20 protein-coding genes and 1 tRNA gene are annotated in these 25,889 nt (G+C 66.9%); 13 read left to right on the top strand and 8 right to left on the bottom strand.

All coding sequences use genetic code 11. The features are described 5' to 3' along the window. Window position 1 precedes the first annotated feature (1 nt). The 4 genes from LK10_RS01340 (at window position 2) to LK10_RS01320 (ending at window position 7,551) form a co-directional block, all read left to right on the top strand. Entirely contained in the window at window positions 2–901 is a 900-nt protein-coding gene (locus LK10_RS01340) for a carbohydrate ABC transporter permease (RefSeq protein WP_043119516.1), read from the top strand. An 88-nt stretch (window positions 902–989) separates the two neighbouring features. Next, a complete protein-coding gene (locus LK10_RS01335; protein ID WP_043119514.1) occupies window positions 990–2,342 on the top strand; it encodes an ABC transporter substrate-binding protein in 1,353 nt (450 codons plus the stop codon). Window positions 2,343–2,410: 68 nt separating this feature from the next. Then, window positions 2,411–4,591, top strand: a complete 2,181-nt coding sequence (locus LK10_RS01330) for an alpha-galactosidase (protein WP_043119512.1) — start codon at window positions 2,411–2,413, stop codon at window positions 4,589–4,591. A 926-nt stretch (window positions 4,592–5,517) separates the two neighbouring features. Beyond that, the gene (locus LK10_RS01320; protein ID WP_052206811.1) at window positions 5,518–7,551 is read left to right on the top strand and encodes a beta-galactosidase; all 2,034 of its coding nucleotides are present in this window, start codon (window positions 5,518–5,520) and stop codon (window positions 7,549–7,551) included. Between the two features lie 72 nt (window positions 7,552–7,623). Here LK10_RS01320 and LK10_RS01315 read toward each other — a convergent pair whose 3' ends face one another. After that, entirely contained in the window at window positions 7,624–8,559 is a 936-nt protein-coding gene (locus LK10_RS01315; RefSeq protein WP_043119510.1) for a cupredoxin domain-containing protein, read from the bottom strand. Window positions 8,560–8,810: 251 nt separating this feature from the next. Between LK10_RS01315 and aroQ the strand changes: the two genes are divergently transcribed. Continuing rightward, window positions 8,811–9,290 carry a type II 3-dehydroquinate dehydratase gene (gene aroQ / locus LK10_RS01310; RefSeq protein ID WP_043119508.1) on the top strand — a complete coding sequence of 160 codons (480 nt, stop codon included), beginning with the start codon at window positions 8,811–8,813 and terminating at the stop codon, window positions 9,288–9,290. Between the two features lie 7 nt (window positions 9,291–9,297). On the opposite strand, the gene LK10_RS01305 is transcribed toward aroQ, so the two are convergent. Further along, on the bottom strand, window positions 9,298–10,482 hold the full coding sequence (locus LK10_RS01305; protein ID WP_043119507.1) for a MarP family serine protease: 1,185 nt from the start codon (window positions 10,480–10,482) through the stop codon (window positions 9,298–9,300). A gap of 131 nt (window positions 10,483–10,613) precedes the next feature. Between LK10_RS01305 and LK10_RS01300 the strand changes: the two genes are divergently transcribed. Further along, a complete protein-coding gene (locus LK10_RS01300; RefSeq protein WP_043119506.1) occupies window positions 10,614–11,291 on the top strand; it encodes a Crp/Fnr family transcriptional regulator in 678 nt (225 codons plus the stop codon). Window positions 11,292–11,558: 267 nt separating this feature from the next. Here LK10_RS01300 and LK10_RS01295 read toward each other — a convergent pair whose 3' ends face one another. The 3 genes from LK10_RS01295 to LK10_RS22140 are packed head-to-tail and all read right to left on the bottom strand — an operon-like array spanning window position 11,559 to window position 13,148. After that, window positions 11,559–12,509, bottom strand: coding sequence for an NUDIX hydrolase (locus tag LK10_RS01295; RefSeq protein WP_231567541.1), 951 nt, complete (start codon window positions 12,507–12,509; stop codon window positions 11,559–11,561). Further along, window positions 12,493–12,993, bottom strand: coding sequence for a RidA family protein (locus LK10_RS01290; protein ID WP_043119505.1), 501 nt, complete (start codon window positions 12,991–12,993; stop codon window positions 12,493–12,495). Before LK10_RS01290 ends, LK10_RS01295 begins: the two co-directional genes overlap by 17 nt. Continuing rightward, window positions 12,990–13,148 carry a hypothetical protein gene (locus LK10_RS22140; RefSeq protein ID WP_197061821.1) on the bottom strand — a complete coding sequence of 53 codons (159 nt, stop codon included), beginning with the start codon at window positions 13,146–13,148 and terminating at the stop codon, window positions 12,990–12,992. The genes LK10_RS01290 and LK10_RS22140 overlap by 4 nt, the downstream gene beginning before the upstream one ends. 37 nt (window positions 13,149–13,185) lie before the next feature. Between LK10_RS22140 and LK10_RS01285 the strand changes: the two genes are divergently transcribed. The 6 genes from LK10_RS01285 (at window position 13,186) to LK10_RS01260 (ending at window position 21,606) form a co-directional block, all read left to right on the top strand. Continuing rightward, the gene (locus LK10_RS01285) at window positions 13,186–15,555 is read left to right on the top strand and encodes a transglycosylase domain-containing protein (RefSeq protein WP_043119504.1); all 2,370 of its coding nucleotides are present in this window, start codon (window positions 13,186–13,188) and stop codon (window positions 15,553–15,555) included. Beyond that, complete coding sequence (locus LK10_RS01280) at window positions 15,555–16,553, top strand: metallophosphoesterase (protein ID WP_081998188.1); 999 nt, start codon at window positions 15,555–15,557, stop codon at window positions 16,551–16,553. The genes LK10_RS01285 and LK10_RS01280 overlap by 1 nt, the downstream gene beginning before the upstream one ends. An 80-nt stretch (window positions 16,554–16,633) precedes the next feature. Further along, entirely contained in the window at window positions 16,634–18,571 is a 1,938-nt protein-coding gene (locus LK10_RS01275) for an ABC transporter ATP-binding protein (protein WP_043119542.1), read from the top strand. 26 nt (window positions 18,572–18,597) lie between these two features. Further along, window positions 18,598–20,418 carry an ABC transporter ATP-binding protein gene (locus LK10_RS01270; RefSeq protein WP_043119540.1) on the top strand — a complete coding sequence of 607 codons (1,821 nt, stop codon included), beginning with the start codon at window positions 18,598–18,600 and terminating at the stop codon, window positions 20,416–20,418. Between the two features lie 110 nt (window positions 20,419–20,528). Further along, window positions 20,529–20,605 (top strand) — tRNA-Pro (locus tag LK10_RS01265). A 191-nt stretch (window positions 20,606–20,796) separates the two neighbouring features. Then, window positions 20,797–21,606 (top strand): metallophosphoesterase, encoded by an 810-nt coding sequence (locus LK10_RS01260; protein WP_043119502.1) that lies wholly within the window; start codon window positions 20,797–20,799, stop codon window positions 21,604–21,606. Between the two features lie 169 nt (window positions 21,607–21,775). Here LK10_RS01260 and LK10_RS01255 read toward each other — a convergent pair whose 3' ends face one another. Next, window positions 21,776–22,036: a hypothetical protein gene (locus LK10_RS01255; RefSeq protein WP_043119501.1), complete on the bottom strand. Its 261-nt coding sequence runs from the start codon at window positions 22,034–22,036 to the stop codon at window positions 21,776–21,778. Window positions 22,037–22,191: 155 nt separating this feature from the next. Here LK10_RS01255 and LK10_RS01250 point away from each other — a divergent pair, with 155 nt between their 5' ends. Beyond that, window positions 22,192–23,442 carry a helix-turn-helix domain-containing protein gene (locus LK10_RS01250; protein ID WP_043119499.1) on the top strand — a complete coding sequence of 417 codons (1,251 nt, stop codon included), beginning with the start codon at window positions 22,192–22,194 and terminating at the stop codon, window positions 23,440–23,442. Between the two features lie 60 nt (window positions 23,443–23,502). Here the strand turns inward: LK10_RS01250 and LK10_RS01245 are convergent, their stop codons facing one another. Together LK10_RS01245 and purD are read right to left on the bottom strand one after the other, a co-directional pair. Continuing rightward, window positions 23,503–24,513 carry a phosphoribosylaminoimidazolesuccinocarboxamide synthase gene (locus tag LK10_RS01245; protein ID WP_081998186.1) on the bottom strand — a complete coding sequence of 337 codons (1,011 nt, stop codon included), beginning with the start codon at window positions 24,511–24,513 and terminating at the stop codon, window positions 23,503–23,505. Then, window positions 24,513–25,811 carry a phosphoribosylamine--glycine ligase gene (purD, locus tag LK10_RS01240; RefSeq protein ID WP_043119495.1) on the bottom strand — a complete coding sequence of 433 codons (1,299 nt, stop codon included), beginning with the start codon at window positions 25,809–25,811 and terminating at the stop codon, window positions 24,513–24,515. The genes LK10_RS01245 and purD overlap by 1 nt, the downstream gene beginning before the upstream one ends. Window positions 25,812–25,889: the final 78 nt, after the last annotated feature.

Raw genomic sequence — 25,889 nt, 5'->3', positions numbered from 1 at the left:
CATGACAACCATGACCACTCCGCGCCGCCGCATCGACTGGGGACGCACGGCCGCCTGGGCAGCCCTCGCCGTCGCCATCGCCGTCTCCCTCGGACCGATGCTGTGGATGCTCCGCACCGCCCTCTCAAGCGACCACGCCCTGGCCTCGCATTCGGCAGACCTCCTCCCGGCGGACTTCAGCTGGGGCGCGTTCGCCCGAGTCTTCGGTCTCGAGTCGCCGGCGCAGGCGATCGCGGAAGGCGGATCGGGTGCTGCGATCAGCTTCTGGCAGTACCTGCTGAACTCGCTGATCGTCTCGACGGTCATCACCGTCTCCCAGGTCTTCTTCAGCTCCCTCGCCGCCTACGCCTTCGCCCGTCTCCGCTGGCCGGGCCGGGACAAGGTGTTCAGCCTGTTCCTCGGCACGCTCCTCGTGCCGTCGATCTTCACCGCGCTGCCGAACTTCCTGCTCGTGAAGAACCTCGGCCTTCTGAACACGTATCTCGGGATCGCCCTCCCCACCATGCTCATGACGCCGTTCGCCGTGTTCTTCCTGCGCCAGTTCTTCCTCGGGATGTCCCGGGAAGTCGAGGAGGCCGCGATGCTCGACGGGGCGAAGCACGCGCGGATCTTCTTCCAGATCACCCTCCCGAACGCGACCGCGCCCCTCGCGACCCTGTGCCTGCTCACGTTCATCACTGCCTGGAATGACTACTTCTGGCCGCTTCTGGTCGGCAATGATCCCTCGGTACGCGTCCTCACCGTGGCCCTCGGAATCTTCCAGTCCCAGTCCCCCCAGGGCGCCCCAGACTGGTCGGGCCTCATGGCGGCCACGCTCATCTCGGCGCTGCCGATCCTGGCGCTGTTCGTCGCCTTCGGAAAGAAGATCGTCAACTCCATCGGCTTCTCCGGCATCAAGTAAGTCCCAGCAAGTCCCTTCTCGAGCTCCCGGCGGACGCCGGAAGCGCCCTTCTCCCCTGCCCGATTCCGTTCCCTGAAAGGACTCCACCATGAAGAAAGCACTCGGCGCGGTCGCCGTCGCAGCTGCGGCAGCACTCGCCCTCTCTGCCTGCACGAGCGGCTCGAACCAAGCCTCAAGTAAGGGCGACGCGAGCGGAACCATCAACTATTGGCTCTGGGACGCGAACCAGCTCCCCGCCTACCAGCAGTGCGCCGACGACTTCCACAAGGCCAACCCCAACATCACCGTCAAGGTGACCCAGACGGGTTGGAATGACTACTGGGGCAACCTCACGAACAGCCTTGTCGCTGGCAACGGGCCCGACGTCTTCACCGACCACCTCTCGAAGTTCGGCGACTTCGTGAAGAACCACGAGATCCTGCCCATCGACGACGCCGTCAAGACGGACAACATCGATCTCAACCAGTACCAGCCCGGCCTCGCAGACCTGTGGGTGGGCTCGGACGGCAAGCGCTACGGGCTGCCGAAGGACTGGGACACGGTCGCCCTGTTCTACAACAAGGACATGCTCGCCAAGGCCGGCATCTCCGACTCGGCGATGCAGAGTCTCAACTGGAACCCCCAGGATGGGGGCAGCTTCGAGAAGGTCATCGCCCACCTCACCGTCGACAAGAACGGAAAGCGCGGCGACGAGCCCGGCTTCGACAAGAACAATGTCGCTACCTACGGGTTCGGCCTCGACGGGTCCGGCTCAGGCATCGGTCAGACCGAGTGGAGCTTCCTGACCGGCACCACCGGGTGGAACTACACGAACAAGAATCCCTGGGGCACTCAGTACAACTACAACGACCCGAAGTTCCAGCAGACCATCGCTTGGTACAAGGGCCTCATCGACAAGGGCTACATGCCCAAGCTCGAGACGACCGTCGGAGCGTCCGAGCCCGATGACTTCGGCGCGGGCAAGTCGGCTATCAACGTCAACGGCGACTGGCTGCTCAGCCAGTACAAGGGCTACAAGGGCATCAACCTGGGCCTCGCCCCGACCCCGACCGGCCCCGATGGCAAGCGTGCCTCGATGTTCAACGGCCTCGCTGACTCCATCAACGCCGCCACCAAGAACCCGGCTGCTTCGACAAAGTGGGTCGAATACCTCGCCTCGTCGGCCTGCCAAGACGTCGTCGCCTCGCACGCCGTCGTCTTCCCAGCCATCAAGGAAGCAACGGACAAGGCCGCTGCGGCCTTCAAGGCCAAGGGAACCGACGTCACCCCATTCACTCAGCAGGTCAAGGACGGCACCACGTTCCTCATGCCGATCACGAACAACGCCGCGAAGATCAACGACATCATGCAGCCGGCCATGGACTCCGTGATGTCCGGCAAAGCGCCGGTGAGCTCCCTCACCGATGCGAACAATCAGGTCAACGCCCTCTTCCAGCAGTAGACGCCATGCCCGTACCGTGGGGGCTCGGGCCATCCGAGCCCCCACCCCTCAAGACCGAAAGCGATCCCATGAACCCCCTGCATCTCCGTTCCGCCGGCGTCAGCCTCCTGCTGGCCTTCGATTCCGGCGAGGCCGAGATCGTGCACTGGGGCGCAGACCTCGGGGAGGCCATTCCCGACCTCAATCTCCTGCGCGCCCCCGTTCCGCACTCCGCCTTGGACGTGCCCGTCGTCGCCGGCTTGCTTCCCCAAGCCTCGTCCGGCTGGCTTGGTCGGCCAGGGCTGCGGGGGCATCGGACAGACGACGACGGCGCCCCCGGCTTCGCTTTTTCGCCCGCCCTGCGCGTCACCGCGGCGGAGGCGAGCCTGGATGGACGCCGGGCGAGGATCACCCAGTCGGATGCGGAGGCGGGGCTCGAGCTCGTGTCGGAACTCGTTCTGAACGAGGGCGGCCTCCTCGAGATCTCGCACGAGCTGATCAACCGCGGAACCGGCGCCTACCACCTTGGGGAACTCGGCGTCGTCGTCCCCGTCCCCAGCGCCGCCTCGGAGCTGCTGGACCTCACCGGGCGCTGGTGCCGCGAGAACCACCCCCAGCGCCAGCAGATCCTGCAGGGGACGTGGGTGCGCTCCGGACGCCACGGCCGCACTGGGCACGACTCCTCGCTCCTCGTCGCGGCAGGCAGTGTCGGCTTCTCGAACCGCAGTGGCCGCATCTGGGCTGTCCATTTTGGCTGGTCAGGCAATCACGAGCAGTACCTCGACTCGCTCGCCGACGGTCGCCGCATGCTCGGAGCCGCCGAGTTGCTCGGCTCGGGAGAGATCGTGCTCGCCGCGGGGGAAAGCTATCGGACCCCCACGCTCTACGCGGCGTACTCAGACAGTGGCCTCGACGGGGTCACGGACGCGTTCTACCGCTGGTTCAGAGCACGGCGTCAGCACGTGACGTCGCACGCGTTGGCGAATTACCGACCGCGGCCGGTGGTGCTCAACACGTGGGAGGCGGTGTACTTCGACCACCGCCTCGAGCCGCTCATCGAGCTCGCGGACGCGGCCGCGGACCTCGGCGTCGAACGCTTCGTGCTCGACGACGGCTGGTTCCGCGGGCGCCGAGACGACCATGCCGGCCTCGGTGACTGGTACGTCGACGAGACCATGTGGCCCGACGGCCTCGCGCCGCTCATCGAGGCCGTCACCTCGCGGGGAATGGAGTTCGGCCTCTGGGTCGAGCCGGAGATGGTGAACCTGGATTCCGACGTCGCCCGCGAGCACCCGGAATGGATTTCCCGGCCGTCGGCGGCTTCGCCCAAAGACGGCGGCCGGCTTCCGCGCGAATGGCGCCACCAGCACGTCCTCGACCTCGCCAACCCCGAAGCGTGGCAGTACGTCTACGATCGCCTCGACGCCCTGCTCCGCGAGAATGACATCGCGTACCTCAAGTGGGACCAGAACCGGGACCTCGCCGAGCAAGGCCATGCCGGCCGTCCGTCTGTGCACGAGCAGACTCTCGCCGCCTACCGGCTCTTCGACGCGCTCAAGGCCGCGCATCCGCGAGTCGAGATCGAATCGTGCTCTTCGGGCGGAGGCAGGGTGGACCTCGGAATCCTCCAGCGGACCGACCGAGTGTGGGCCTCGGACTGCAACGACGCGCTCGAGCGCCAGACCATCCAGCGCTGGACCGAAGCGGTCCTCCCGCCCGAACTCGTCGGCGCGCACGTCGGCCCGACCCACTCCCACACGACCGGCCGCGTCCACGACATCTCGTTCCGCGCCATCACGGCCCTGTTCGGGCACTTCGGGATGGAATGGGACATCCGCCAGGCAACGGCTGCCGAGCGGGAGACCCTCCGACGCGCCATCGCGCTCTACAAGCAGCACCGGGATCTCCTGCACTCGGGCGTCCGCATCAACGCGGACCTCGCCGAGCCGAACCTCACGCTCCACGGCGTCGTAGCGCACGACGGCGGCGAGGCCCTGTTCGCGGCCGTCGCCTTGGGCTCGCTGTCGGCTGAGATGCCCGGCCGGGTGGGGATTCCGGGGCTCGATCCCGAGCGGACTTACCGCCTCGCCGTCGCCCTCCCGACTCCCGAGGACGCGGACTTCGTTGACAGCTTCATCCAGACGTCACCTCCCGCTTGGCTCTCGGAAGGAGCGACGGCGACGGGCCGCTTCCTGGCCGAGGTCGGCCTTCCGCTGCCGATACTCCGGCCGGAGCACGCGATCCTGCTGCATGTGACAGCCGTGGAGTAAGGCGACGACAAACGCTTCCACGGTAAAAGCTCGTATGTCTGGCCCAAGGCATCGCCTCTCGTCCTTATGTTTCCGTGAGCTATGCGGCTATAGCGAGCAGAGGACGTCCTTAGTTCATTGACGATTGACTATGTTTAATAGTTTGGTGGGCGTGAGCTTGCGCTCCGGGAGGCGACCTTCCCAAGTTCCGGCCACGCCGCGAGCGAGGCACCGCCCGCCGTCACTGTTAGGGGAGCTAATGACCATCGAGAACCTCGAGGGACGAGTCAGATTCGGAGGCGCAAAGGCGCTAGCGGTTGCCGTTGTTGCCGCCGCTGATCAACTGGGATGCCGCGTGCTAACACAGAAGATATGAGTTCGAGCCCGCTCCTACGTACACCCGGGACATGGAGGGGCCGCCTCTTTCTCTTCGTCGTGTCAACTGCCGGGGCTTACTCTGCTCAATGGCTCCTCTACTGGGCCACGAGCTGGCAACAGATCAAACCGACCGACTTCAGTCCCGTCATGTTCGCGCTCATCTTCGGAATCTTCTCGGCGAGCGTCCCCGGCGGCCAACCGTGGCTCCGAGTGCGAAGAAGGCGGAAAGACTCCTAGAACCCGAACATGACGCACCACCGGCGGGTGTTCACGTCATGCCCAACGGTCTCTGCTACCTGTGTGGCCGGCGGAGGCGGGGGTGCCCCGCCCGCCGGGTGGAGAAGCCTTGGGGATCGCGCACACGGGACAGTCAAGACCCGCGCCCTGGCGCGGCGACGGCAGTGGTGCCGCCGTCGTCGTCCTCGCCGAGGTAGCCCTGCCAGCAATGGCGGGCTCACCGAACTCGAAAAACTTTCGCTTCTGATTAGTTCTGTGAGTTTCTGTGTACGGGCATACGCTGGGTCATACCTGAGCTCACCAAGCGACCCTCGCGGAGGCTGATCACGCCTATGGACATCTCTGATCTCACCCGTCGCCTCGGCAACGGAACGCCCCGCATCGCGTTCGGCGCGGACTACAACCCCGAACAGTGGCCAAAGGAGGTGTGGAAGCACGACGTCGAACTCATGCGCGAGGCCGGCGTGAACCTCGTGAGCGTCGGCATCTTCAGTTGGGCTCTGCTCGAGCCCGAGGAGGGCCGTTACGAGTTCGGCTGGCTGGACGAGGTCATGGACCTCCTGCACGCGAACGGAATCGCCGTCGACCTCGCCAACGCGAGCGCCTCGCCACCGCCTTGGTTCACCGTGAAGTACCCCGATTCGGCGCCAGTCGATGCGAACGGCGTCCGCCAGACCCACGGCTCGCGTCAGGCCTTCGCCGCGTGCTCCCCCGACTACCGCCGAGCCGCCGCGGCTCTCACCACGGCAATCGCCCAGCGCTACTCATCCCACCCCGCGCTGGCGATGTGGCACATCCACAATGAGTACGGCTGCCACAACCAGCCCGATTTCGGCCCGCACGCGGAGCGCGGCTTCCGGGAATGGCTCGAGGCTCGCTATGGAACCATCGATGCCCTCAACGACGCCTGGGGAACGGCCTTCTGGTCCCAGCACTACTACAACTGGGCCGAGATCATGCCCCCGCGCCACTCGGGCACCCACGTCAACCCGACTCAGCAGCTCGACTTCGCGCGCTTCTCCTCCGATTCGCTCCTCGAATGCTTCGAGGCCGAGGCCTCAATCATCCGCGCTAATTCGGACAAGCCCGTCACCACGAACTTCATGGGCATCAACATGGGCCTGGCGCGCCCGATCGACTACTGGCGCTGGGCTCCGCGCATGGACATCGTCTCGAACGACCACTACCTCATGGCCGAAGATCCCAGGAACCATCAGGACCTCGCCCTTGTCGCAGACCTCACGCGCGGCTGGGCCCAGAGCAACCCTTGGCTGCTCATGGAGCACTCCACCTCGGCCGTGAACTGGCAGCAACGCAACATCGCCAAGAGCCCGGGACAGATGCTAAGGAACTCGTTCCAGCACCTCGCCCGGGGCGCCGACGGCATCCTCTTCTTCCAGTGGCGCGCCTCGCGCGCGGGCGCGGAGAAGTACCACTCGGGCATGCTTCCGCATGCGGGTCGGGACACCAAGGTGTGGCGCGAGGTCGTCGAGCTCGGCGCGGCCCTCGAGAAGGCATCCGAGGTCGCCGGCTCCCGCGTGCTCGCGGACGCAGCGCTGGTCTTCGACACGGACGCCCGTTGGGCGGCAGAGCTGGACTCGCATCCGAGCGTGGAAGCCCAGCCGGTGCGCGAGCTCCGGGAATGGCACGACGCCCTCTTCCGCGCCGGCATCACGACCGATGTCCGGCAGAGCACCGACGACCTCTCCGCCTACCGGCTCGTCGTGGCACCGATGCTGTACCTCGTCACGGACGACGGCGCGGCGAACCTCCGGCGGTACGTCGAGGGCGGTGGCACGCTCGTTCTGACCTATTTCTCCGGGATCGTCGACCAGAACGACCGCATCATCATGGATCCCATCGACGGCGGAGGCTACCCTGGCGCCTTCCGCGAGCTCCTCGGCATCGAGGTCGAGGAGTTCTTCCCGCTCAGGGCTGCCGAGGCCGTACCCCTCACCGAGGGAGCCTGCGGGCGCTGGAGCGAGTTGGGGCGGACGACGACGGCGGAGGTCCTCTCCCGCTACAAGGCAGGACCAACGGCCGGATCCCCCGCGATCACCCGTAACGAGGTCGGAGCGGGACACGCCTACTACGTGGGCACCGCCCCGGATTCGGAGGCGCTCGCCGGACTCCTCTCGCGGCTCCTCGATGACGCCGGAATCGAGAGCCCGCGCCACGCCGTCGAGCACCCGGACCTCGAGGTGGTGAGGCGAACCTCCGACGGCGGTTCGTGGGTGTTCGCGATCAACCACGGCGAGGATGACGCCCGCCTGGCCCTCGATGGCACCGAGCTGCTCTCGGGAAGCCCGACGGCAGGCGAGCTGACCGTCCCCGCGGGCGCAGTCGCCGTCGTCCGCCTCTCCTAGGCGTCCAGAAGTCACCTCCCGCGGGTGCGCGACCCGCGGGAGGTGACAATCAGACGCTCAGGGAAGGAAGGGTCAGCGCACTGTCACGCTGCCTGCCATCCCCATGCTGTCGTGGAACTGGCAGATGTAGTTCCACGTCCCGCTCTGAGTGAACTTGACCGCGAAGGTCGATGGTCCGCCCGCAATCGCTGGCAGCATCGTTCCCGAATCAACGGGCTTCCCGTTCTGCTGGAGCGTCGTGAACGTGACGGTATGCGGCTCGACCGTCTGGTTCGCGCTCATGTCGAACGTCACGGTCGTCCCGCGCCGCACCACGTCATGAGACCAGATGAACCGCATGACCATGGCCATGCCGTCGCTCGCCCCCACATAGACATGGGTTGGGGTTGCCTTGTCCGCTGTCGCGTCCCAGAGCCTGTAGCCATCGGCGAGGATGGTGCTGGTCTCCGTCCGGGCCTGCCGGTCGTACCACGCCTGGGTGTGCGGATATGGAGCGTGCGGAGCATGGACGTGCACGGTGAGGGACATCATCTGTCCATGGATGAGGCAGTAGAAGGTGAAGTTGCCGCGCATCGTGAACTTCTGGACGTAAGAAGTCACTGACGGGAATTCCGGCGACGGCATCGTGGTGATGATGCCCGAATTGGTCCACTGTGCCTTCGGGTTGAAGACGGGGCCTCCGACGCGCTGCGCGGCGTCGGAGAGGATGTTGTTGACGGTTGTGGGCGGGAGGGGCGGCGTTCCGTAGCTCACGGTATGGATCTCGGCGCTGTTTGCGACGAAGTTGATCGAATCGCCCTGGTCTATCGTGATGTCGCCGGGAAGGAAGCTCATTCCTTGAATGGCCATGTCCCGGGACTGCTCGCCCACGAGGACCTTCCAGGTGACAGTGGCGGCATGGTCGTCGGTGTCGGACGCCCGAGCGGGCGCCGTTCCAAAGAGGCCGATCAGCAGGCCAGCCAAGGCGACGACGACAGCAAGACGGCGCCGATGCGGAGGAAATGACATGAGGGTGCTCCTCGCAAGAGGTGCGTGCCGTGGCCGGCCAGCGCGGACGACGGCGGGTGGCTGGCGTGCGCCGTGCGCACGCCCAGAGCGGACGGCGCGACACGATGCCCCGTTTCACCGGGTGAACGCCGTTTCGACTCCGAGACCTCGTCGAAGATAGGGTGCCGGTCCCCTTGCCCCCGGGGACCTCCGTCTAGGGTAGGCCTCGCCTACGCGCCCGGCAACGCCCTGCCCGGCTTAGGATCGGAACCATGACCGAGCCCACAGTCTCCCCCGCCCCCGCCCGCTCGAGCATCCTCGTGGTCAACGGCCCGAACCTGAATCTCCTCGGCACTCGCGAGCCCGAGAAATACGGGACCGCAACCCTCGGCGACATCGAACGGCTCTGCGCTGGCGCGGCCGATGCCCACGGGCTCGAGTGCGATTTCGTGCAGTCCAACTACGAAGGCGCGCTCGTCGACGCGATCCACGAGGCTCGGCAGAAGTCGCTGGGCATCGTGATCAACGCGGCTGCCTACACCCACACTTCAGTCGCAATCCGCGACGCGATCTCAGCGGTCGAGCTTCCGGCCGTCGAGGTCCACATCACGAATGTCCACGCCCGCGAACCGTTCCGCCACCATTCGTACCTGAGCGACGTGTGCCGTGCGGTGATCGCTGGGGCCGGCCCGCTCGGCTACCGTTTCGCGATCGACTACCTCGCCGAACTCACCCGCGACCGCAACGTCTGAGCCCCGCCTACTTGCGCGTGCACTGCCCGGGCTGGACCGACTTGGAGAGCGATGGAGCCTCGTCCGCTACGGGCCGCACCTCGGTCATGGTGATCGCGTAGCCCACGTTCTGGGTATTGTCCGACTTCGCGAAGACGATCCCGGTCACCGCACCGTCGAGCGTCAGGAGCGGGCCGCCCGAGTTCCCCTGCTGCACGTCGCCGGCGATCTGGTAGACGACCTTCGGCACGGCATTGGCGCCGTAGATGTCGGGGGCGAGCACCGTCGTCGTGCCTTGAATCGCGGCCGGCCGTATCTGGAATGGGCCGCCGAGGGGGTAGCCGCCGAACGCGGCGGACGTTCCCCCCGGGCTGTTGCCCGTGAGATGGAGGGGCGGGAGCGGGAGGTTGTCGACGGCGAGCACGGCGAGATCATGGACGCTGTCGAAGTAGACCACTCGGGCCGTGCGGACGCTTCCGTCCTGAAGGTCGACGACGGGCTCCTGCACCCCCGCGACCACGTGGGCATTCGTGATGACTCGGTTCGGCGCCACCACGAAGCCGCTTCCAGTCTGGTTCTGCCCGCACTGGTAGGCCGTGCCGGTGATCCGCACGATCGAGGTCGAAGCGGTCCTGAGGGCGGTCGAGTCGGTGTTCTCCTGCGGGATCGGAACCGGCCGAAGCGGGCCGATCCCCTCGATGATCCGCGGGAGCGTGTCGCCGAGAACGAATGCACGCAGCTGCGCGGCCTCGGCCTTGACTGGATCGGGGGTGAGCCCGTTGATGGTCGTGATCACGCGGGAGGACGCGAGCTGCTGCGAGAGCACCGGAACGCCCACGCTTGAGACCGTGAAGGCGAGCATCGACATGACGAGGGCGGCGACGGCGACGTTCGCGACCCCACCCAGGACCCGGTCGACCACGCCGAACGACTTCCACGGAATATTGCGTCGCACCTTCCGCCCGAGGGTGGTCCCCACGGCGTTGCCCGCCACCATGAGCAGGATCGCGGTGACGACGACGGCGGCCGCCCGCCACGAGTTGTCGGAGAGCCACTGGCTCACGAGGGGCACAGCAAAGAAGGCCGCAGCGCCGCCCACCAGGAAGCCGATGATGCCGCCGAGGCTCACGAGGAATCCCGCCCGCACCCCGTACACGAGGTAGCCGATCAGGACCACCACGAGAACAAGGTCTAGGAAGGCCGTGTCGAACATTGGCCTCAGTCTATCGGCGCGTGCTGTGGTCAAGCTGGGCGCGGCGGGGGTGGTGCGTTCGTCACAAACCCTTGCAAAGTCTGGAAGAATGAGGCCCAGCGCTAGGACTGGCTATTGACTAGGAGACTGAATTGGACATCGAGGTACTTCGCCGCGCGCCGCTCTTCGCCACTCTCGACGACGAGGCTTTTCGCCTTCTGACCGATGAGCTCACGGAGGTCGACCTCTCCCGCGGTGCCTCGGTGTTCCGCGAGGGCGATCAGGGCGATCAGATGTACTTCATCGTCTCCGGCAAGATCAAGCTCGGCCGCACCTCGCCTGACGGGCGTGAGTCCCTCCTCGCGATCCTCGGCCCGGGTGAGCTCTTCGGCGAGATGGCCCTCTTCGACCCGGCTCCGCGCACCGCAACGGCGACCGCTGTCTCCGAGACGCGGCTCGCCGGCCTCAAGAACGATGCCCTCGTAGCCCTCCTGCGCGCCCGTCCCGAGGTCTCGGCCCAGCTCCTCCAGGCCCTCGCCCGCCGCCTGCGGCGCACGAACGATTCGCTCTCCGATCTCGTGTTCAGCGATGTGCCCGGACGCGTCGCCAAGGCCCTCCTCGATCTCGCGGACCGCTTCGGCCGTCCTGCGACGGACGGCGTCCTTGTGGCCCACGAGCTCACTCAGGAGGAGCTCGCGCAGCTCGTCGGCGCTTCCCGGGAGACCGTGAACAAGGCCCTGGCCGAGTTCGTGCAGCGCGGGTGGATCCGCCTCGAGGCGCGTGCCGTCGTCATCCTCGACATGCCGCGCCTGCGTCAGCGCTCCCGCTAACCCGTCTCGGGTACGCCAACTCGCGCCAAAACCGGTTTCGGGTACGCCAACTCCCTCTCTAGACCGTTTCGGGTACGCCAACTCCCCCTCTAGAGCGTTGCGGGTACGCCAACTCCCCCGGCGTCTCGGGTACGGAAACTCAACGGCCGGCCACTTCCACAGCGGAAGGGGCCGGCCGTCGTCGTTAGCCGTACCCGAGACGGGCTCAGGGCGGATTATCTGTACCCGAATCGCCTAGGGGTGCTCGTATCCGTACCCGAGATGGGCTCAGGAGGGATTATCTGTACCCGAAACGGTGGGGCGGGGGACGGCGGTGAGGGCTGCCGTTGCCGGGGCCACGGTCGGGGCCTCTACACGGAGCCAGAGCTTCCCGTCCTCCTGCTCGAGCTGCGCCTGATAGGTGTGCGTCGAGCGCTTGAGGTTGAGGTACGCAATGCAGCCCTTGGCCTTCGCGATCTTCTCGAGGATGATCTCGCTCGCCGGAACGAGGAGCTCTGCCAAGGCAAGTCCCTTGGTGTCGTCCTCACCGACGTGGTCTCCGAAGGCCGGCGTCTCACGGTCCGCGAGTAGCCGAGCAGGCAGCACCCACTCGCCCCAGACACCGCGGCTGGGGAGAAGCATTGGAGTCTGCCCCACGGGAAGCGTCGCGGCGAAGTAACGGGTGTCGAAACGCCGGTGGGCAAAGTCCGGCGAGACCCAGTGCACGAGCGGCCGCAGGAGATCGGTCCGCAGGCCGAGTCCGCGCTTGGCCATCAAGTCGGCAAAGCTGATCTCTTCGTTGGCCACGGCTTCCCGGGCCCGCGTCCATTCGGCGGTGCCGGTGCCCTCGACCACCGTCGTGGCGTCCGAACCAGCAAGGAGCACGCCGGTCTCCTCGAAGAGCTCCCGAATGGCTCCCACGACATGGGCTCGAGCGATCGAGAACTCCTCGACCCCGAGCATCTCTGCCCATTGGCCAACAGACGGGCCGAACCAGTCGAATGTGTCGTGATCGGCATTCTGCACCGAGCCCCCGGGGAACGCGACGACCCCGAGCGGCGAGTTGCCGGGGCGGTACGCGAGCCACGTCTCCGTGCCTTCGGCCGAATCCCGGACCAGTACTACCGAGGAAGCCAGCCGCGTGGTCCGCGGCGGCCGGTCTGCCTCCTCGAGCCAGCTGCGCGCCGCCCCCTGAAGCCGCTTGGGGACGATGAAGCGGCGGCTATGCGAACTCTGCAATCAACTCCACCTCGACCGGTGCGTCGAGCGGCAGGACCGCGACGCCGACGGCGGATCGGGCGTGAGCGCCCGCGTCGCCGAACACTTTGCCGAGCAGTTCGGAGGCGCCGTTGACGACGCCGGGCTGCCCGGTGAACGAGGGATCAGAGGCCACAAAGCCCACGACCTTCACGATGCGCGTCACGCGGTCGAGGTCGCCGATCTGTGCCTTGACTGCGGCGAGCGCGTTGATGATGCAGAGCTCCGCGTAGCGCTTCGCATCCTCAGCGCTGACGTCGGCGCCGACCTTGCCCGTAGCGGGCAGCTCGCCCTTGACGAAAGGAAGCTGGCCAGACGTGTAGACGAAGCCGCCGGCCACCGCGGCCGGAACATATGCGGCAACGGGCGCGGCCACTTCGGGCAGGTTGAGGCCGAGGTCCGCGAGACGCCGTTCGACGGCGCTTGCGGCTTCAGTCCCTGCCGTGGCGGCCTGTGCTTCGCTCATGCCTGCTTCTCCCTTTTCATGTACGCCACCAGCCCGTTTCCGCCGGGGCCAGGAACAACCTGGACGAGCTCCCAGCTGTCCTCGCCCCACTGGTCGAGGATCTGCTTGGTCGCGTGGACAATCAGCGGTACAGTCGCGTACTCCCACGTGGTCATAAAATCCAGAGTAATCGGTCCCGGTAGACTGCCCTACATGGCGTCAGGCAAGAACCCGCTCTTCGACACTGCCACAACGCTCGGCAAGATCCTCGCTTTCCTCGGAGTAAGCGCGATCTGCGGAGTGCTCGTGGCGGGCCTCATGGTGCCCGCCGCCGCGGTCACGGGGAGCGCCGCAAACGGCTCGGTGCAGTTCTTCAACAGTCTGCCGAGCGAGCTCACGGTGACCCCGCCGGGGCAGGCGACAAAGATCCTCGCCTCGGACGGATCGCCGATTGCCACGCTTTTCAGCGAGAACCGGACTCAGGTTCCGCTCGATCAGATGTCTCCCAACATCAAGAACGCGATCGTCGCGATCGAGGACTACCGCTTCTATCAGCACGGCGGCGTCGACATGACCGGCATCCTCCGTGCGCTCGTCTCTAACGTCCGCGGCGACAAGCAGGGTGCCTCGACGCTCACCCAGCAGTATGTGACCAATGTCATCAACGAGAACCTCATCTCGCAGGGCAAGCAGGCCCAAGTCGTCCTCAACGGCCAGAAGGGCGTGGGCGACAAGCTCCGCGAAATGAAGCTGGCGATCGCGCTCGAGAAGCAGTACTCGAAGGACCAGATCCTTCAGGGCTACCTCAACATCGTCTTCTTCAACAGCAACGCCTACGGGATCCAGGCCGCGAGCCAGTACTTCTTCTCCGAGAATGCCAAGGATCTGACGCTCCCGCAGGCCGCCCTCCTCGCAGGTCTCGTGAACAGCCCCTCGGGCTACGATCCGACCCAGCACCCGCAGGCATCCAAGGAACGCCGCGACCTCGTCCTCGACGCAATGCTTGAGCATGGGTACATCAACAAGAAGCAGCACGACGACGCGGTCAACACCCCGATCCAGCTAAAGCTGAACCCGCCGAAGCAGGGCTGCGCCTATGCCTCGCAGGCTCAGTACTTCTGCGATTACGTCGTGAACCAGATCCAGAACGATCCTGCCTTCGGTGCCACCACGGATGATCGCGTCCAGAAGCTCATGCGCGGGGGCCTGACGATCAAGACAACCCTCGATCCGCGCCTGCAGGGCCCAGCCCAGCAACAGGTCGATTCGACGGCCGGCGCGAACCCTGACAAGTGGTCGGCCGCCCTCGTGACGGTTCAGCCTGGCACCGGCAAGGTCCTTGCGATGGCTCAGAACACGAGGATCCTCGCGGGCCAGGGTGCCGATTTCCTCACCTCGTACAACTTCAACGTGGACAGCGCGGATGCGAACGGCAACCCGTTGGGCGGAATCGGCGGCATGCAGCCCGGTTCGACGATGAAGCCGATCACGCTCGCAGCGTGGCTCAATGAGGGCAAGCCGACGAATCAGATCGTCAACGCGGCCCAGCGAAGATATCCCGCGAACTACCCCTGGAAGACCACGTGCCAGAAGGTTCAGGGCATCTATGACTCCACCGTCCCCGGATCTATGGACCTCCAGAATGACGAAGACGGATGGTACCGCCCGATGACTGTGCGGGAGGGCATCTACCAGTCGATCAACACCGCGACCTTCGCCTCGGCCGCAGCGCTCAACGACTTCTGCGATATCCAGCGAGCCTCCGACGCGATAGGAATGCACCTCGGCAGCGGCAAGAACGAGAAGCTCGACATGTCGACTCTGGGCAACCTGCTCGGTGGTTCGAATGTCTCGCCGATGACGATGGCCAACGCCTTCGCAACGTTCGCGAGCAACGGCACGCTCTGCCAGCCCATGTCCATCACCGAGGTGGACGATTCCCAGGGCAAGAAGATCGGCGGCCAGAACCAGAGCTGCCAGGCCAACGCGCTCAACCCCGACGTCGCGAAGGCCGTGACGAACGTCCTCCAAGACGTGCTGAACAAGGGCTCCGGCTACAACATCAAGGATGCCAACGGCCAAACGATCAAGCTCGGCGTTCCTGACGCTGCCAAGACCGGCACCAACCAGTACAACGGGCAGACGTGGGTCGTGGGCTACACGAAGGGCCTCTCGACGGCGTCGTTCTTCGGTGACGCTTTCAAGCCCGCCGGGCACATCGGCCAGAACGTCACGATCAACGGCCGCTTCTACCCGAGCGTCGACGGTGCGTATATTGCCGGACCCCAGTGGGCGTTCTACATGCAGAAGGCACTGGGGTACTACGACCACGGCGACTTCGACGCCCCGCCGCAGAACCTGATCACGGGCGCTTCGCCGCAGCCGCAGTTCCAGCCCCCAAGCAGCAACTTTGGCCAAGGGACAACAGGCCAGGGGACTGGCCAGCAGGGCATCACGGGCGGCGGCACCACGGGCCAGAACCAGACCGCCCCGCTTCCAACCGTGGCCCCGCCGCCCCCGGCCCCCGCGCCCCCGGCGCCCGCACCTCCTGCACCTGCGCCCACGACCAAGAAGAAGGGCTGATGGACACGCTCGGAGCGTCCGTCCCCACTCAGGGGGGAACCCTCACCCGTGCGGTCCGGCGCACGACGGCGGCCCTCGCCACCGGCGCCAAGCGGGCTGGCATCCTGGCCGCCATCGCTGCCTCGACGGGGGCCGCGGCTGCTGCCTACGGCTGGTGGGAGAAGGACCAGTTCCGCCTCCGCGAGGAGACGGTGCCGATCCTCCCGAAGGGTTCGTCCCCGATCCGTGTCCTGCATCTGAGCGACATCCATTTCGTGCCGGGGCAGGCCAAGAAGGCGGCGTGGCTCTCAAGCCTCGCCGACCTCTACCCGGATCTCGTGGTCAACACGGGAGACAACCTGAGCCACGTCGATGGCGTAGCGCCGCTCCTCGAGGCACTCGGCCCGCTGCTGCGGTTCCCTGGCGTCTTCGTGCCGGGCTCGAACGACTACTACGCTCCCATCGCGAGGAACCCGGCGTCGTACCTCCTCGGGCCGTCCAACCGCCGCCCTCTCCCCGACCGGGTCGAGCTCGACTGGCGCGAGCTCTTCGGCGGCTTCGGCGCAGCGGGGTGGATCAACCTCACAAACCGCTCCCAGTCCATAATGTTCGACCGAGTACGGTTCGAGTTCTCCGGAGTCGACGATCCGCACCTCAAGCGCGAGCAGTACGCCGCCTGGCCCAGCGGCTCCTCCAACCACGAGCGTGACCCCCACGTGAAGATCGCGGTGATCCACGCTCCGTATCAGCGGGTGCTGGATCATTTCACGGACACGGGTGCGGACCTGATCCTCGCCGGGCACACCCACGGCGGTCAGATCTGCCTCCCGGGCTACGGCGCACTCGTCTCGAACTGTGACCTCCCGACGTGGCGCGCGAAAGGCCTCACGAAATGGGAGCACGCGGGGAACTGGTCTCAGCTCAACGTCTCGGGCGGGATCGGGACGTCCCGCTTCGCGCCCATCCGCATCGCGTGCCGCCCGGAGGCAGTCCTCCTGACGCTCACTGCCCGGCCCTGAGCCCGCTCCCCTACGCCGGGCACATGGCGTAGGGTAGTTGCCACAGCTAACTACTTCTAGCCGGAGGTGTGAGCGCCGGCATGCCTGCACAGGCCCCCGCCAGTCACCAGATTCCTTTCCGCAGCAGCCTCGCCCGGCTCGCCCCGGAAGCCCGTCCGATCATTCCGCGCCTCCTCGCGGGCCTCGGGGTGGGACTTTCGGCGTCTGTCCTCGCCGTGCTCGTCCCGCAGGTCTTCCGCGCCGTCATCGACGCCCTGCTCCGGCCCGGCGCGGGGCCGTCGGCCGTTGTCTGGGCGGCCGCCGTCGTACTTGTCATGGGCGTCTTCGAAGCGGTCCTGACCTTCCTGCGGCGGCTCTTCGTGCTCGATCCAGCGACGAACGTCGAGGCCTCGCTGCGGGTGAAGATCTACCGCCATCTGCAGCTGCTTCCCGTCTCGTTCCACGACGGTTGGGGCTCGGGCCAGCTGCTCTCGCGCGCGATGACCGACCTCAACATGCTCCGCCGCTGGCTCGCCTTCGGCGCCATCTATCTCGTCATCTCGTTCGCGACCGTGATCGTCGGCATCTCGATGCTGTTCACGATCTCGTGGCAGCTCGCGCTCATCTTCCTTGCAGCCGCCATTCCGATCAGCGTCTACAGCTTCCGCTTCCGCCGCCAGTACGTCGCAGCCTCCCGTCGGAGCCAGGACCAGGCGGGCGATCTCGCGACGGCCGTCGAGGAGTCCGTGCATGGCATCCGCGTGCTCAAGGCGTTCGGCCGTAGCCGGGAGGCGCTCGAGAATTTCGCGGTTCAGGCCGAGGGGCTGCGGGAGACCGAAGTCGCGAAGGCACGCCACCTCGCGGTGTTCAGCATGGTCGTGACGCTGCTCCCCGAGCTCGCGCTCGGCAGCGGGCTCATGGTCGGGCTATGGCTCGCGGCAACCGGGCAGATCACAGTCGGGGCGCTCGCAGCCTTCTTCGCGACGGCGGCGGCAGTCGCGAACCCTGTCGAGATGTCCGGTGCCCTCGTGGGCATGGCCCTGACAGCCAAGACGGCGATCGACCGCCACTACGAGGTCATGGACGAGCCTGTGTCCATCACCGACCCCGCCGACCCAGCCCGCACAGGCTCGCAGCCGCCGTCGGCCGCCACGCGCGGTGCGCTCGCCTTCCGCGGTGTGCGCTTCGCCTACGAACCGCCGCGGCCGAGCCGCACGACGGCGCCAAGGGCGCCCCGCGCGGGCAAGCAGGCACCAAGCCGCGCCGCAGCGCACGACGACGCCGGCCGCCCGGTGCTCCGAGGCGTGGACCTTGAGCTCGTCCCCGGCGAGACGATGGCCCTCGTGGGGATTACGGGATCGGGCAAGAGCACTCTGCTCCAGCTCGTCCCACGCCTCTACGAGGTGAGCGGCGGCGCCGTCGAAATCGACGGAGTCGATGTCCGCCGACTCCCGCTCGCCGAGCTGCGGCGCATCGTCTCCGTCGCCTTCGAGGACACGACGCTCTTCTCGAGCTCGGTCCGCGACAACGTCCTCCTCGGCGCCCCCGTCCGTGAGGGCCCCGAGGCCGAGGCGATCCTCGGCGAAGCGCTCGACGTCGCGCAGGCCCACTTCGCGTACTCGCTCCCCGAGGGGCTCGATACAAGGGTCGGTGAGGAGGGGTTGAGCCTCTCGGGCGGCCAGCGGCAGCGTATTGCGCTCGCCCGGGCCATCGCGGCGAAGCCTTCCGTCCTCGTTCTCGACGATCCGCTTTCGGCGCTCGACGTCGCGACGGAGGAACGCGTCGAGGCGCGCCTCCGCGAGGTGCTCGCCGAGACGACGACGCTCATCGTCGCCCATCGGCCCTCAACGGTCGCCCTCGCGGACCGCGTTGCTCTCCTCAGGGATGGCGTGATCGACGACGTCGGCACCCACTCCGAGCTTTTGGCCCGCAGCGCTCATTATCGCTACGTCATCGCGAGCCTCGACACGGAGCCGCGGGATCTCGACTCCGGGCTCGACCCCGACGACAGCCTCGACGATCTTGAGGAGGCACGATGAGCCCCGCTCCCCGCACCGCCCCGGCCATGCAGCGGGCAGGGGCCGGGCAGGATCACGCGGAGGACGCCGTCGACCTCACCCGCGAGGACTCGAGGGCCGTCCGCCGCCGCTCGCTCCGCCTCCTGCGCGAACTCATCTACCCCGTGCGAGTGCGCTTCTGGGCGACGCTCGGCATGGTCGTGGTGTCGCAGGCGACCAAGGCCGCGGGACCTGCGATCATCGCGTTCGGCATCGACAACGCGCTGCCAGCGCTCATTCATGGGCGCTCGCTCATGACGTGGTTCGCCGGTGCCGCGTACCTCGCCGCGGCTCTGACGACGGCGGGCCTTACCGCCGGGTACGTGACGTCAACCGCGAAGCTGAGCCAGACGATGCTCCTCGACCTGCGCGTCCGCGTGTTCCGCCACACGCAGCGGCTAAGCCTCGACTTCCACGAGCACTACACTTCAGGACGCATCATCAGCCGCCAGACCTCGGACCTCGAGGCCTTGCGCGACCTCCTCGATTCGGGTGTGAGCTCCCTCGTCTCGGGCATCCTGTTCATGGTGTTCACGGCAAGTACGGTGTTCCTCCTCGACTGGACGTCGGGGCTCATCATGCTCGCGGCAGCGGTTCCGATGTTTGCGCTCGCGCGCTGGTACCAGATCCGTTCACAGATCGCCTACCGCGCCTCCCGAGTGGCATCAGCTCGGCTCATCGTGCACTTCGTCGAGACCATGACCGGCATCCGCGCGGTGAAGGCGTTCCGCAAGGAGCCGGAGAACAACGAGGAGTTCGGCGCCCTCACGGAGGACTACCGCAAGGTCACCGCCCGGTCGATCCAGCTCAACGGCATCCTGCAGCCCGGCCTCGTCCTCATTGGCAACATCACGGTCTCCGTCGTGCTCCTCGTGGCCGGCCTTCGCGTGCTCAACGGCGCCCTCGCCGTCGGCGTCCTCCTCGCCCTCGTGCTCTCGGTCAAGCGCTTCTACCAGCCGATCGCCGACATGGCCATGTTCTACAACTCCTTCCAGAGCGCCCAGGCTGCCCTCGAGAAGGTGTCCGGCCTGCTCGAGGAGGTCCCGACCGTCGTCCCGCCGAAGGACCCCGAGCCGCTCCCCGAGCCACGCGGCAGCATCCGCTTCGACCACGTCGAGTTCCGCTACGGCGACGGTCCCCTCGTGCTGCCCGAGTTCAGCCTCGAGATCCCAGCCGGCCAGACCGTCGCGCTCGTCGGCGCGACCGGGGCGGGGAAGTCGACGCTCGCAAAGCTCGTGGCGCGCTTCTACGACGTCTCCTCGGGCGCACTGACCCTCGACGGCGTCGATCTCCGGCGCCTTTCGACGCCGGACCTGCGCCGCGCCGTCGTCATGGTCACCCAGGAGGCCTTCCTCTTCAGCGGCTCCGTTGCGGAGAACATCGCCTTGGGACGTCCGACGGCGACCCGCGACGAAATCGAGGCCGCCGCCAAGGCGGTGGGCGCGCATGAGTTCATCTCGGCGTTGCCGGACGGCTATGACACGGACGTCAACAAGCGCGGCGGACGCGTCTCTGCTGGCCAGCGCCAGCTCATCTCGTTCGCTCGGGCGTTCCTGGCCGCGCCAGCAGTGCTCATCCTCGACGAGGCGACCTCGTCGCTGGACATCCCCTCCGAGCGCCTCGTGCAGGCCGGCCTCTCCAACCTGCTCGCGCGCAGGGGCCGGACGGCGATCATCATCGCCCACCGCCTCTCGACGGTCGAGATCGCCGATCGCGTGCTCGTCGTGGACGGCGGCCGTATCGTCGAGGACGGCACTCCCGAGGAACTCATCCGCGGTGGTGGCCGCTTCGCCGCTCTCCACGGAGCGTGGCGCGATTCGCTCGTGTGACGGCTCCTCGGATTCCGCCGTGAGCCACCCGACGATTTCACGTGCGGGAGCCTGATCGGGTATTCTGTATGAGTTGCTCGGGGAGCCCGCTAAGGGGAGCCGGCAGCGATCGGGATGTAGCGCAGCTTGGTAGCGCGCTTCGTTCGGGACGAAGAGGTCGCAGGTTCAAATCCTGTCATCCCGACCAGAGTGAACAAGAATGGCGCCGAGAAATCGGCGCCTTTCTTGTTGTCTGGGCTATCGCGTTGTCTGGGCTATCGCCGGCCGATGCCACTTCTCGCGCTGTCCAAGTCTGGGGTTGTCCACATCTGAATGGGCGGCGGAGCGCCGCGATCGATGTCCATGGAAGAATCGAGGACGACGGGTCAGGAGGGCACCATGAAGATTCTGATCGCTGGAGACTGGCATCGGGACGCCCACTGGGCGGTCGAGACCATCAAGGCCGCGCGGCAGCAGGGATTGCGGCACCTCATCCATCTGGGCGATCTGGGTGTCTTCTGGCCCTCCGACTACCCCGAGCTCCCGAGCCGCACGAATCGTTTCGGGAACGCTTACGGCTTCACTCGCTCCCTCTCAGAGGCAGTCCGCGACGCGAACATACGGTTCATGTTCATCGACGGGAACAATGACAACCATGAATTCCTCGCGCAGCTGCCGCGACGCCGTGGCGGGCGCGCCGAGATGATGGGGCTCACGTACCTTCCCCGAGGCACGCGCTTCCGTCTGGGCCGGAGGCGATTCGGCGCGCTGGGAGGGGCTTACTCTGTTGACCGCCGGCAGCGGCGCCACCACGTTGACTGGTGGCCGGAGGAAGAGCTCACAGCCGACGACGTCCGCCGCCTCGGTGACGGGCGATTGGACGTCCTGCTCACCCACGAGGTGCCCTCGAGCGTCGAACTGCCGGGCCTGCTCCGCCTTCGTCCAGAGACTGCAGCCGCAGTCAATCGCAACCGGCAGCTCGTACAGGCTGCAGTCGAAGCCACCCGGCCGGCCCAGATGTTCTCGGGCCACTGGCACCAACGCCTCACGGTTCACGTCCCCGGAAGCGAGACCCTCCTCCAGGTTCTCGATATGCAGCGTCGTCTGGGCAACTCGGTCGTCCTCGACACGAAGACTCTCAGCGTCGAACAGTTCGTCCAAATCCCCGGGCAGAGGAACGGGCGAACCCAGCAGGAGCGGCAAACGTAAGCAAGCGTTTGACACATTTGTCAAGGGATGGCGCGCGAATTTGACGGAGCGTGAGACGGGAAAAGCCCCGCCTGTCGGTAGACAAGCGGGGCTTTCCTGGCACTTCTCTGGACCCGCTAGATCAACAGCGGATCATGAATGAGGGCGGGTGGCCCTCACCGAAGTCGAATCAGAAGGTCGACTTCATCGGGTCGGGCCAGTTGCCGATCGCGGTGGCCTTCATGGGGTCAGGCCAGTTGCCAATGGCCGTGGCCTTCATGGGATCGGGCCAGTTGCCAATGGCCGTGGCCTTCATAGGATCGGGCCAGTTGCCGATCGCGGTGGTCTTCATGGGGTCGGGCCAGTTGCCGATGGCGGTCGGGGCAACAGAAACGCCTCCAACTGCCAGCGCGCCGATGAGGGCGAGTGACGCAGTCAGCTTCTTGAGCATGTCGTGTCCTTATGTTGTAGCGGGTGCAATCGGGCAGAGCGTGCTTTGTCGTGATTGACACCCCAAGTAAAATAACATCCACAGCAGGTGTCAAGCCGCTAGTCTATCGCCTTACCCCCAAGCCACTGGGTGGGGGGCCAGTCGAGGAGGAAGTTGTGGGTAGCGGATTCGGCGAAAAGTTGCGAGCCGAGCGCCTCGAGCGTGGGCTGACGCAGGCAGAGCTCGGGAAGGACCTGTACTCGCCGAGCTACATCTCCCTCCTCGAAACAGGGCGCCGTGAGCCCACCCCCGAGGTAATCCAAGAGCTCGCGCGCCGGCTCGAGCTCGCTCCGAAGGCACTGGAGGCCTGGAGCCAGCCCGTCACGGCCAACGACGCCGAGTATGTCCTGGCGGGCCTCTACGCCCGGCAGGCCTGGGACATGCGCGACTACGCGCAGGCGGCGAGCCACGCCGCAACCGCCGCACAGTTCGCCCTCGAGGCGAAGAACAACAGCGCGTGGTGGAACATGACCTACATGCAGGCCGAGTGCCTCATGAAGCAGGGCCAGCTCGCCGAGTGCCAGCGGATCGTCCAGCACCTCCTCGAGCACCCCATCATCGCGGAGTCGGACGGCCTCGCGGTGCGCGCACACCAGATGCTCGCAGCGGTGTCCCACGGCCTCGGCCAGCTTGGCACCGCCGTCGAACACGCCCGCGAGGCGGTACGCCTCGGTGCCCAGCTTCCGGCCGGCTCCACGATCTACATCGGAGCGCTGCGCGCCCTCATCGGGGCGCTGGCCGAGAGCGGTCGCCTCGACGAGGCGTGGGACTACTGCCGAATCCTCGGCACCCTCGTTGACGAGGAGTCCATGGGGCAGCTCTCGGGCGAGGTCGAGTGGGTGATCGGCAACGTCGCGTTCATGCGTGCGGACTACGAGGAGGGCGTCAAGCACCACGAGCGCGCCGCGAAGCTGCTCTCCCCCGCCAACGACATCGAGCTCTGGGCCCGGTTCAACAAAGCCTCGGCCGCTGTCCGTCTCTCGGGCGGGATCGTCGAGCCCGAGACCCTCGCCGCCATCGAACGTGCCGAGCTCGCCCTCTCGATCGTGGGCGGATCGAGGCCCGAGCAGCTCGAGGTCGCCTTCATCCGAGCCCGTTGGCTCTACCTCAACGGCCAGATTCCCGAGGCCATCGAGCGGCTCAAGGAGATCCACTCCGAGAAGACGGCCCTGGGGCGGCACACGGCAGGCGAGGTCGCGCTCCTCTACGGGCGGGCGCTCAAGGCGCTCGGCCGCAATGACGAGGCGCTCGAACTGCTGAAGGACGCCCGCGAACAGTTCAGTTACGCGGGAGCCTCGGAGAAGGTCCAGCAGACCATGGACGCAATCCTCGAGATCCGGCTCGCGCAGCAGCGGGCCGGCGACTAGAGACGGTCAGAGCATTGTGGCGGGGGCCCCAAAGGGCGCCCGCCACGTCATTTGCCGCGATCAGACGTCGAAGCGACGCCCGGTGAGCCGCTCGTAGGCCTCGACGTACCGCTCGCGGGTGCGTTCGACGACGTCGGCCGGCAGCGCGGGCGGCTCCTCGCCCGAGTGGCGGTCCCAACCCGAGGCCGACGACGTAAGCCAGTCCCGGACGAACTGCTTGTCGAACGACGGCTGGGCCTTCCCGGGCTCCCACGTGGCCGCGTCCCAGAACCGGGACGAGTCGGGCGTGAGCACCTCGTCGCCGAGGGTGATGTCGCCGGTGACGGGGTCCAAGCCGAACTCGACCTTCGTGTCCGCGAGGATGATGCCCCGCTCGCGCGCGACCCGCTCCGCCTCGCGGTACACCTCAAGCGTGAGGTCGCGCAGCCGGGCGGCCGCGTCGTCGCCCACCATCCCGGTGACGTCCTCGTAGGTGATGTTCTCGTCGTGGTCCCCGACCTCGGCCTTCGCGGACGGCGTGAAGATCGCTTCCGGGAGCCGTGAGCCGTCGACGAGGCCGCCCGGCAGCGGGATCTCGCACACCGTCCCGTGCTCGCGGTACTCCACGAGCCCCGAGCCGGTGAGGTACCCGCGGGCGATGCACTCGACCGGGTACATCTCAAGGCGCCGGCAGACCATGGCGCGGCCGACAACTTCGGCGGGGACGCCGTCGTCGGCCGTTGACCCGACCACATGATTCGGCACGTTGAGCTGCTCGAACCACCAGAGGCTCAGCTGGGTCAGAACCCGGCCCTTGTCAGGGATCGTGCTCGAGAGGACGTAGTCGTAGGCGCTGATCCGATCGCTCGCGACGACGAGAACAACATCTGCAGGATGCGAGAAGCCTGACCCGTCGACTGGCTCGTAGAGGTCGCGGACCTTGCCCGAGTAGATGTGCTTCCAGCCCTCGAGCTGCGGGGCGTCTGTATCGTAGCCGCGCTTCCCGCCCGCGCCGCCCACGGTGCCCGAACTGCTTGCAGGGCCTGAACTACTTGCAGGGCCCGAACTGCTGGGTGTGCCGTGCTCGCTCATCACACGCCTGCCTTCCCGGCCCGCTCGGGGACCCTGATCTCGCCGCGCGCGGCCTTGGCCGCAATGTCCTTGCGGTACTGGCCGCCGTCGAGGCGGATGAGGCCGATGCCCTCGTAGGCATGCTCCCGCGCCTCCTGGAGGTCCTCGCCAAGCGCGACGACCGCCAGCACGCGGCCGCCCGCGCTCACAACGTTCCCCTCGTCGTCGACCCTCGTTCCCGCGTGCAGGACGTGCACGCCCTCGATCGCACCCGCCTTCTTGAGCCCGCGGATGCGGTCGCCGGTGCGGGGCTTGTCCGGATAGTTCTCGGACGCGAGGACGACGGCGACCGCGCTCTCCTGCGACCAGCGCAGCTCCTGCACGTCCGCGAGCTGCTCCTTCGCCGCGGCCAGCAGGATGCCGCCGAGCGGAGTCTTGAGGCGCGCGAGGACCGCTTGGGTCTCCGGGTCGCCGAAGCGGACGTTGAACTCGATCACGCGGGTGCCGCGGGAGGTGAGTGCCAAGCCGCAGTAGAGGACGCCGACGAAGGGGGTGCCGCGCTTGGCCATTTCGTCGACGGTCGGCTGGGCGATGCGCTGCACGACCTCGTCCACGAGGCCCTCGGGGGCCCAGTCCAGCGGCGTGTACGCGCCCATGCCGCCGGTGTTGGGGCCCTCGTCGTTGTCGAAGATGCGCTTGAAGTCCTGGGCCGGGGAGAGCGGGATCACCGTCTGGCCGTCGCTGACGACGAAGAGCGAGACCTCGGGGCCGTCGAGGAACTCTTCGATGACCACTGAGCCGCCCGCATCGAAGCAAGCCTGGGCGTGGGCAAGCGCGGCATCGCGGTCCTCGGTCACGACGACTCCCTTGCCGGCCGCGAGCCCATCGTCCTTGACGACGTACGGGGCACCGAACGCGTCGAGGGCGTCCGCGGCCTCCTCCACCGTCGTCGCTACGCGCGCCATCGCCGTCGGCACGCCGGCCTCGGCCATGACCTGCTTCGCGAACGCCTTGGAGGCCTCGAGCTGCGCAGCCGCCTTGCTCGGGCCGAAAACCGGGATGCCGGCCTCACGCACCGCGTCCGCGACGCCCGCTGCGAGCGGCGCCTCGGGGCCGACTACGACGAGGTCGACGTCGAGCTTCCGGGCGAGCTCGGTGACCTCGGCAGGATCATTGGCGTTGATCGAGTGGGTCGGAACGACCTGGGCGATGCCCGCGTTGCCAGGCGCCGCATGGACTTCAGTCACAGCGGGATCGGCGAGGAGGGAACGGACAAGAGCGTGTTCGCGGCCGCCCGGGCCGATCACGAGAACCTTCACCCGACAAGGGTATCGGGCGTGCCGAAGCCGGTGCACAGCGAGCCCTCCCATGACGGCCGTTCTACGCCGCATAGACTT

Origin of the sequence: Sinomonas humi (assembly GCF_000802235.1) — a bacterium.
Lineage (GTDB): Bacteria > Actinomycetota > Actinomycetes > Actinomycetales > Micrococcaceae > Sinomonas > Sinomonas humi.
Note: the sequence above shows the minus strand (reverse complement) of the source record. Positions and strands in the feature narration are given on the sequence as shown.

Bases quoted from the DNA above. Each gene is read 5' to 3' on its own strand.
- LK10_RS01340 (WP_043119516.1), top strand. From the start codon at position 2: ATGACAACCATGACCACTCCGCGCCGCCGCATCGACTGGGGACGCACG.
- LK10_RS01335 (WP_043119514.1), top strand. From the start codon at position 990: ATGAAGAAAGCACTCGGCGCGGTCGCCGTCGCAGCTGCGGCAGCACTC.
- LK10_RS01330 (WP_043119512.1), top strand. From the start codon at position 2,411: ATGAACCCCCTGCATCTCCGTTCCGCCGGCGTCAGCCTCCTGCTGGCC.
- LK10_RS01320 (WP_052206811.1), top strand. From the start codon at position 5,518: ATGGACATCTCTGATCTCACCCGTCGCCTCGGCAACGGAACGCCCCGC.
- LK10_RS01315 (WP_043119510.1), bottom strand. From the start codon at position 8,559: ATGTCATTTCCTCCGCATCGGCGCCGTCTTGCTGTCGTCGTCGCCTTG.
- aroQ (WP_043119508.1), top strand. From the start codon at position 8,811: ATGACCGAGCCCACAGTCTCCCCCGCCCCCGCCCGCTCGAGCATCCTC.
- LK10_RS01305 (WP_043119507.1), bottom strand. From the start codon at position 10,482: ATGTTCGACACGGCCTTCCTAGACCTTGTTCTCGTGGTGGTCCTGATC.
- LK10_RS01290 (WP_043119505.1), bottom strand. From the start codon at position 12,993: ATGAGCGAAGCACAGGCCGCCACGGCAGGGACTGAAGCCGCAAGCGCC.
- LK10_RS22140 (WP_197061821.1), bottom strand. From the start codon at position 13,148: ATGACCACGTGGGAGTACGCGACTGTACCGCTGATTGTCCACGCGACC.
- LK10_RS01285 (WP_043119504.1), top strand. From the start codon at position 13,186: ATGGCGTCAGGCAAGAACCCGCTCTTCGACACTGCCACAACGCTCGGC.
- LK10_RS01280 (WP_081998188.1), top strand. From the start codon at position 15,555: ATGGACACGCTCGGAGCGTCCGTCCCCACTCAGGGGGGAACCCTCACC.
- LK10_RS01275 (WP_043119542.1), top strand. From the start codon at position 16,634: ATGCCTGCACAGGCCCCCGCCAGTCACCAGATTCCTTTCCGCAGCAGC.
- LK10_RS01270 (WP_043119540.1), top strand. From the start codon at position 18,598: ATGCAGCGGGCAGGGGCCGGGCAGGATCACGCGGAGGACGCCGTCGAC.
- LK10_RS01260 (WP_043119502.1), top strand. From the start codon at position 20,797: ATGAAGATTCTGATCGCTGGAGACTGGCATCGGGACGCCCACTGGGCG.
- LK10_RS01255 (WP_043119501.1), bottom strand. From the start codon at position 22,036: ATGCTCAAGAAGCTGACTGCGTCACTCGCCCTCATCGGCGCGCTGGCA.
- LK10_RS01245 (WP_081998186.1), bottom strand. From the start codon at position 24,513: ATGAGCGAGCACGGCACACCCAGCAGTTCGGGCCCTGCAAGTAGTTCA.